The sequence below is a fragment of the Denitrificimonas halotolerans genome (assembly GCF_034259425.1).
In the GTDB taxonomy this organism is placed as follows: domain Bacteria; phylum Pseudomonadota; class Gammaproteobacteria; order Pseudomonadales; family Pseudomonadaceae; genus Denitrificimonas; species Denitrificimonas halotolerans.
The window spans coordinates 1-5,751 of record NZ_JAXIVU010000035.1; the positions used below are offsets into that span (position 1 = coordinate 1).

Sequence of the window (5,751 nt, forward strand, 5' to 3'; positions counted from 1 at the left end):
CAATGTATTGCTGCCAGAACTGCTGGCGTTCTTGTGAAGTCATCACCAATACCCCTTTCAAAAAGACAGGTATTAGTGTGAGGCGGTATAATGCGCGATGATAGATGCTGATTTAAGGGCGCTTACGTTACAGCTTATAAATATCTAGCCAAACACAAACTATTCTCTTAATTAAAGAAAACATCGTATGTAACTCCACTCAAATAATCATGCAGAGGATGAAAGCTTACAAATAACTTAATATGGTTCTTATTGTTATTCCGCAAAGAAAAAATTAACTATAGCGGCCTAATTTGCCCCCGTGTTGCAATAAGGCAACCACTGTGTAACAGATGAAGCAAATTACGACTGCTGTTCGGCGCTCATCACATGTGGGCAGCCGAAAGTAATACTTCACAGTTTTATCGATGACTCGCAGGAGGCGCAGATGGCTTTTTTTAATATTGGTAAGAAGGACAAATACGGTAAGCAACGACGTATTGAGCATCGCTCTAAGCATTTACGCATCAGTCGTACTGGGGGCGTTGCCTTACGCAAGCAGGTCAAAGCTGCAGGACTGACACTTACAGCCAACAGTAAACACGGTGTGCGAGTCTCAACCCAGGTCACTCCAGGCACACAAGTCGCTTTACAAAATGGCCGCTTTGTACTGCGCGGCCGCTATGGTCGTGGTCCGCTGCGCCTTAACCTATCGAAAAGCGGCGTGAGTGTATCAACACGCAATGCCTTAGGCACGTTTAACCTGATCAAGCCCAATCGTTCTTCCGTTAAAATTGCAGGCGTGCAATTGCGTGGTAAAAAAGCTGCCAACATTCAAATGATCTTTATGTTTGGCATGCTCATAACTGCTGCTCTGCAAGCCTCCTTGGTGGTATTAGCTTTTATTTTTCAAGGCCTTGGTCACACTCTAACGCTGCTATGGTGTTGGCTTAGCAGTCTACCGCAACGCTTAAATGCCGCTTTAACGCGCCGGCGCAATAAGAAAATCAAGGCCAACTTGGAACGTACTGCACAGCTGTTTCACCCACCTGTCAGTCAATGGACCGCATCCCAGCTACGAGCCGCTCTCTTGTTAGTGATCACTGGTTGGGGGCGCGGCTTAACAGCCCAAGCCGCAGCGACACGCTTAACCCAACATCAACAACCATCTGACATCAACCAAAACAGCGAGCCAGTATTGGATATCAGCTTTTCTGAACTTGAAGAGATAGCGCAGCGATTAGAATCCGTTCGCACAGCACACCTAGAGCACGCTCACGCTGATCCATATGCCATCACAGCTTTATTCGCGCAACAACTGTTCGAATGCCTCCCCGAACAGGAGCGTATCGAAGCATTTCTCAATACTGATGATTGGATTGTTGCCCTCGAGCCACGCACAGTTTTGCAAGAAAAACTGTTAGAAATATTCGCTGAATTCGCACAGTTATGCTTTCAAATGGTTGAACCGCAAAGCGTCGAACCACAAGCCACTGATCAGAATGTCTCTGAGACGGCGTCTACAGTTGATCACCTTAGCGCAGCTCACTTTATGCAGTCTGCACCGGATTCCTACGGCTTAATCAACCTCAATACCGCCTCCTTTGAGCAATTGCAGACACTGCCGCATATTGGCTTTGATCGGGCGCTAGATATTATCCGTTTGAGACCCATCACCCATGTTTCACAGCTTAAAGCCATCAAAGGTATTGGCCCTGCGCGCTTGGCTGATATTGAACGCGCAGGAGTGACACTCTAAGGCTGCAAGTATTGACAGGGGTTCAGCACCCTTTTACCATACTAATAGACCAGTCGTTATAATTTAATAGGATTGTTAGGTATGGATAAAAAATTGAAGCCGAAAGACGCGTTGATTGAAACCGCATCACGTCTGTTTAAATTACGCGGATATTGTGGCGTTGGCTTGAATGACATCATTGCTGAGAGCGGTGTCCCTAAAGGTTCGCTCTACCATTACTTTCCAGAAGGCAAAGAGCAACTGGCAACGGCAGCGATCAATTACACTAAACAACTTGTTATCGAAGACATTCAGCAAGTTTTCGCCGATGCTTCCAACCCACTGGATGCTTTTCAAACCTATGTGTACGAGCTGTCTAAAGCGTTTGGTGAAGGTGGCGATCCTCTTGGCTCCCCGATTGGAACCATCGCAGGAGAAACACACACTACAAGCGAAACAATCCGCCTAGCCTGTGATTCGACTTTTAAGGACTGGCAAGCCATTTATGCCGAAAAATTTCTTGAGGCAGGATACAGCGCACAAGACTCCACAAGCTTAGCTGTTACTTTTCATGCGCTAACGGAAGGCGGCATTTTATTAGCTTTAACCAGTAAAAGTGGTAAACCCCTCGAAGCTATCGCTAATCAAATCCCGTTCTTACTGGCTCAAAAATAACTAACGCTACCCTCCCCACAAAATTAAACTCATCATTGAAGAGATTTTTTAATGTCTAGCATTGACGTTGAGCAAAATGAAAGTGCTTTATCACCAGCCAAAAATTCAACACACTCCCAGACAGATATAAGACCCGTCCCCATATTAATTGCCTTTGTTGTGGCTGGTTTTGTTGGTTTGTTTAGCGAAACAGCTTTAAATATGGCGCTTGGCAACTTAATGTTTGAGTTGGATGTGGTGTCCTCGACTGTGCAGTGGATCACTACGGGGTACTTACTGACTATGGGTATCGTCATACCCGTCTCTGCCCTCTTAATACAATCTTTTAGTACGCGACAATTATTCGTTGCTTCGTTACTGTTTTCGATTGTGGGTGCCATCGTCTCAGGCATAGCGCCATCTTTCAGTGTTTTACTGCTCGGGCGTATTATTCAAGCGGTCGGCACAGGTTTACTCATTCCCCTAATGTTCCATACAGCGCTCATTATTTTTCCTATTGAAAAACGAGGAACAATTATGGGGCTGATTGGACTTGTCATGCTCTCGGCACCTGCAGTAGGGCCTGCAGCTGCCGGTCTGATTATTGAAGTGTGGAGCTGGAACTGGATTCTGTGGTTTCTCCTGCCTTTCCTTACTTTCTCACTGATCTATGGCCTGATTTATGTAAGAAACGTAACAGAGCTGACCAAGCCAAAAATTGACGTGCTTTCAATAGTGTTATCAACCTTAGGTTTTGGCGGCATTGTATACGGGTTTAGTATTGCAGCCGACAAAGGTTGGGGAAGCTTACCCGTCATTAGCGCTATTGTAATTGGCTTACTATCTCTCATTTTGTTCTCAGCAAGACAGTTTAAGCTTGAAAAACCGATGCTGGATTTACGTGTTTTAAAGTATCCAGTGTATACGCTAGCCTTATTAAGCGCTTCCATCACCTTCATGATCATTCTTTCATCCATGATTCTGCTGCCGTTATATCTACAAATAGGACTAGGACTTTCAGCATTTACCGCCGGTCTTATCTTGATGCCTGGCGGTGCAATCAATGGCCTACTGTCACCAGTCTCAGGGCGCATCTATGATAAGTTTGGCCCCAAATGGCTGTTTGCCCCCGGCTTTATCATTATGTTAGTGATGCTATGGAACCTATCGAATGTCACCACTGAAACCTCTATTCCAATGGCAATTTTTTTGCATGCAACCCTAATGATTGGCGTGACACTCGTTTTAATGCCGATGCAAACACACGGCTTAAACGCACTGCCAACAAACCTTTACCCAGATGGAACGGCTTTGATCAACACCTTGTTACAGGTATCCGGCTCAATAGGAACGGCCTTGGCGATCACCATCATGTCGGCTTCTCAAAATAGTTTCTTGAAAGCCGTGGCAGCCTCTTCCGACCCTGTTGTAACAAGTGCATCACTCACTGCTGGCGTGCAAACAGCCTTTATTTTAGGCATTGTGCTAGCGATCAGCGGCTTAGTTATATCCTTTTTTATAAGCCCATCGAAAAAACGATAAATAGAACTGAAAAAAGCCTCCTTACTTTAGTGAGTGATGGAGGCTTTTCATTTTATGGTGTGATCTTTAGACCTTATTGCCTGCCTCTATATCTGTGCAAGTTACAGCGCTTTTAACATCCACACATCGCAACCACCGTGAATCGTACCTTCTAATGGTGCATCTAAATGCTTAAAACCAAGCCGCTCATAAAGTGATATTGCTGAAGTCATACTCTTTAAAGTATCTAGGTAGCATTGCTTATATCCTTTGCTTTTAGCATAGGCTAGACACTCTTCAGTAAGCTTTTTACCTATACCTAGACCGCGACTTTCAGGAAGTAAAAATAACTTACGCAATTCACATACGTCCGCACTCCCATTAAAAGGAGCAATTCCGCCACCACCAACAATGTCATTATTTACGATTGCAACCAAATATTTGCTAGAAGTTGAATCTGTATAATGCTCGCTCATGGCATTCACTTCAGGATCAGAAGGCCCAAATCCTTCACCAATAGCCCCAAACTCTTGACCAACTCTCTTGATAATTGCACAAATTTTAGCATTATACTTTGCTTGAATTTCTTGAATTTCGTAACCCACTCGTTATTCTCCTACTCTCACTCAAGCCACAATGCTCACAGCATGCGCCCCACCGAAGACACCATTAATGGGCGTCGCTGACTGAACTTATTAGGTGAGTTGATACAGGGTGATTAAACCCTTTCATCAGGTGGAGCACCCGCCTTGCACTTCTTGCAGTTTAAAAGATACCCGAGCATTTCATTGCGTGTTTCCAATTTTTCAACCCAAGGCCGATTCTGCCAAGGAGGATCGTGCCTAACATGCTGGAAATGGCCGCAAGCTAATTCTGCAACCCAATCATCGAAATCATCTTTGTGGAACCCCAAGATTGCTTGTTTCATAAACACCTAACAGATTATTAGCATACATGCTCAGTTTGCCTAGCGGCAGGCACACCTAAGGGTTGACATCCTCCCCGACCTAAAGGACGGGGATTCCTACTGCTAGACGGCCATGCCCGGCCGCGAGAATGTTACGTGCCGCGTTGATATCGCGATCGTGGGTGACACCGCACCCGCTGCACGTCCATTCTTTTATTCCAAGTCCTGCGATACCTTTCGGCCTCGACTCGGGCAAACTGCCGCAACTCGAACAGGTTTGGGTGGTGTATGCCTCGTTCACTTCCTTAAAAACAATGCCTGCGTGAGCGCATTTATAGTCCAGCATTGTTTTTAATTGACCCCAGCCAGCGTCCAACACTGACTTGGCCATCGTGGTTTTAACGAGTTTTAAACTACTGACGTTGCCCACATAGATTTCACCGCAGCAATTGACCAGCATACGGCTGAACTTGTGCAATGCGTCTTTTCTACGGTTAGCGATTTTCGCATGAAGGGTTTTGACTTGGGTTTTATTTCTAGCCCGTTGTGCTATGGCTAATTTTTCCTCAAGGCCACGATAGAAGCGGCCCGCTTCCAGCTTGGTGCCGTCCGAGCAGGTGGCAATGTCGGCCAAGCCAAGGTCAATACCGATACGGTCTTGGTCTTGGCCTTTGCTTGGTTCGACCTCCACATCAACCACAACATTGAAGTACCAGCGGCCACGGGCATCTTCATTGAAACTGGCCGAGCGAAACTTGTATTGGTTCAAGCCGTAGCTGTCCCACACTTTAAAATAGTGGCCGTTGTGGTAGACCTGCCCGTTTTTCCATTGCGCCGCACCTGTATTGACGGGTATCCAGCCCAGTGAGCGGCGTACACCGCCTGATTTGCGCCAGTTCAGCCGCACCTTCTTAAACTGCTTGCGGCGTGTGACATACTCACCTGCAATGCA

The 5,751-nt window shown here is 46.0% G+C and carries 6 protein-coding genes; 3 read left to right on the top strand and 3 right to left on the bottom strand.

The genetic code is table 11. The features are described 5' to 3' along the window. The first annotated feature begins 427 nt into the window (after nucleotides 1–427). From TOI97_RS12990 to TOI97_RS13000, 3 genes are all read left to right on the top strand, one after another. Nucleotides 428–1,738 (top strand): ComEA family DNA-binding protein, encoded by a 1,311-nt coding sequence (locus TOI97_RS12990; RefSeq protein WP_321554555.1) that lies wholly within the window; start codon nucleotides 428–430, stop codon nucleotides 1,736–1,738. Nucleotides 1,739–1,819: 81 nt separating this feature from the next. Next, on the top strand, nucleotides 1,820–2,392 hold the full coding sequence (locus TOI97_RS12995; RefSeq protein ID WP_321554556.1) for a TetR/AcrR family transcriptional regulator: 573 nt from the start codon (nucleotides 1,820–1,822) through the stop codon (nucleotides 2,390–2,392). A gap of 51 nt (nucleotides 2,393–2,443) precedes the next feature. Further along, nucleotides 2,444–3,913: an MDR family MFS transporter gene (locus TOI97_RS13000; RefSeq protein WP_321554557.1), complete on the top strand. Its 1,470-nt coding sequence runs from the start codon at nucleotides 2,444–2,446 to the stop codon at nucleotides 3,911–3,913. 101 nt (nucleotides 3,914–4,014) lie between these two features. Here the strand turns inward: TOI97_RS13000 and TOI97_RS13005 are convergent, their stop codons facing one another. From TOI97_RS13005 to TOI97_RS13015, 3 genes are all read right to left on the bottom strand, one after another. Continuing rightward, a complete protein-coding gene (locus TOI97_RS13005) occupies nucleotides 4,015–4,497 on the bottom strand; it encodes a GNAT family N-acetyltransferase (protein WP_321554558.1) in 483 nt (160 codons plus the stop codon). A gap of 113 nt (nucleotides 4,498–4,610) precedes the next feature. Next, on the bottom strand, nucleotides 4,611–4,820 hold the full coding sequence (locus TOI97_RS13010) for a DUF3565 domain-containing protein (RefSeq protein WP_321554559.1): 210 nt from the start codon (nucleotides 4,818–4,820) through the stop codon (nucleotides 4,611–4,613). A gap of 79 nt (nucleotides 4,821–4,899) precedes the next feature. After that, nucleotides 4,900–5,751 (bottom strand): RNA-guided endonuclease InsQ/TnpB family protein (locus tag TOI97_RS13015; RefSeq protein WP_321554560.1); only part of this gene is annotated, 852 nt, incomplete at its 5' end.

Bases quoted from the DNA above. Each gene is read 5' to 3' on its own strand.
- TOI97_RS12990 (WP_321554555.1), top strand. From the start codon at position 428: ATGGCTTTTTTTAATATTGGTAAGAAGGACAAATACGGTAAGCAACGA.
- TOI97_RS12995 (WP_321554556.1), top strand. From the start codon at position 1,820: ATGGATAAAAAATTGAAGCCGAAAGACGCGTTGATTGAAACCGCATCA.
- TOI97_RS13000 (WP_321554557.1), top strand. From the start codon at position 2,444: ATGTCTAGCATTGACGTTGAGCAAAATGAAAGTGCTTTATCACCAGCC.
- TOI97_RS13010 (WP_321554559.1), bottom strand. From the start codon at position 4,820: ATGAAACAAGCAATCTTGGGGTTCCACAAAGATGATTTCGATGATTGG.